This is a genomic window from Aliirhizobium wenxiniae (genome assembly GCF_019511445.1).
Classification (GTDB): Bacteria; Pseudomonadota; Alphaproteobacteria; order Rhizobiales; family Rhizobiaceae; genus Neorhizobium; species Neorhizobium wenxiniae_A.
This window is the reverse complement of sequence record NZ_JAEUAN010000120.1, coordinates 1-256: the sequence shown is the minus strand read 5'-3', so window position 1 is coordinate 256 and position 256 is coordinate 1. Positions and strand designations below refer to the sequence as shown.

Annotated in this window: 1 pseudogene; it reads right to left on the bottom strand. The window is 51.2% G+C overall.

From position 1 onward, the window contains the following. Nucleotides 1-256, bottom strand: a pseudogene (locus tag JNB91_RS31910) (IS110 family transposase); the annotation flags it as partial.

Genomic DNA, 256 nt, shown 5'->3' with positions numbered 1-256 from the left:
TGGTTGCTGAGCTGCTTGGAAATGCTTACGAGCTGGCTACGCGCTGCCACCAGTGTGCGTGTCACCATGTTGTCGAAAGTCTTTACTCGCACGACTTTGTAAAATCCGGCTTCTGCCAACTGCGCTAAGCCATCCGCATCATTGGCATCAGTCTTGTTGAGGGTTTCATTCAGAACCTTTTGCGCATGACGTGCTTCAATGCAGATCGCGGGAATTCTTTCGGCGTTCAGCGCATGATAGAACCATGTCGACAGTG